2 protein-coding genes are annotated in these 686 nt (G+C 64.0%); both read right to left on the bottom strand.

Translation table 11 applies throughout. The features are described 5' to 3' along the window. Positions 1 to 197, bottom strand: a 197-nt coding sequence (gene tnpB / locus KUV26_RS23505; protein WP_222510279.1) for an IS66 family insertion sequence element accessory protein TnpB, incomplete at its 3' end; no start/stop codon positions are given. Then, a complete protein-coding gene (gene tnpA / locus KUV26_RS23500) occupies positions 191 to 601 on the bottom strand; it encodes an IS66-like element accessory protein TnpA (protein WP_222510278.1) in 411 nt (136 codons plus the stop codon). The genes tnpB and tnpA, both read right to left, overlap by 7 nt. Positions 602 to 686: the final 85 nt, after the last annotated feature.

Below are 686 nucleotides of genomic sequence, written 5' to 3'. Positions count from 1 at the left end.
ATGACAAGCCCGCTGCCGTCCCAGAACAGGATCTTCATCCTGTCCGCCCGTTTGGCGCGGAACACAAAGACCGTGCCGGTGAACGGATCTTCCGCCAGCGCTGACTGCACGAGCGCTGCCAGACCGTCATGGCCTTTGCGGAAATCCACCGGCTTTGTCACCACCAGTATCCGGACGCCCTGCGAGGGCATCAGCATGGCGTGGCCCCGAGCGCATGCACGATCTCTGCGATCCGGATTGCGGGCGTGCCGGGCGCCAGCTCGATCCTAACTTCGCCCGAGACGATCCGGATCACCTCTTCCGATGCCGCAATGTCCGGCTCCGGCGGCACCTCCGGCACATCGCAGACCACCAACGGGGCGAAGACCGGTTCGTCCGGCTCCGCCGCTGGCAACACCAGCTTCCCCTGCTTCGCCAGCCGGCGCCAGGCCGACAGCTGGTTCGCTAAGACATCATACCGCGCCGCCACGCCATTCACAGTCGCGCCCGGTTCGAGCGTATCCGCCACTGCCTGGGCCTTGGCTTCATCCGGCCACCGTCGGTGACCCGACGCGTAGATCTCGACGCCCAACGATTTGAGAAACGAATTTGTAGCGCACATTGCGAAACGCACTCCCCACTATGAGATGTGCAAAATCTCGCAGCACCGGATAGGCGCTACAACGTGGGGCCGGGACAGCGCTTAC

Source organism: Leisingera daeponensis (assembly GCF_019801465.1).
Lineage (GTDB): Bacteria > Pseudomonadota > Alphaproteobacteria > Rhodobacterales > Rhodobacteraceae > Leisingera > Leisingera daeponensis_A.
Note: the sequence above shows the minus strand (reverse complement) of the source record. Positions and strands in the feature narration are given on the sequence as shown.

What these genes read in the sequence shown, in the direction of transcription:
- tnpA (WP_222510278.1), bottom strand. Translation starts at nt 601, where the DNA reads ATGTGCGCTACAAATTCGTTTCTCAAATCGTTGGGCGTCGAGATCTAC.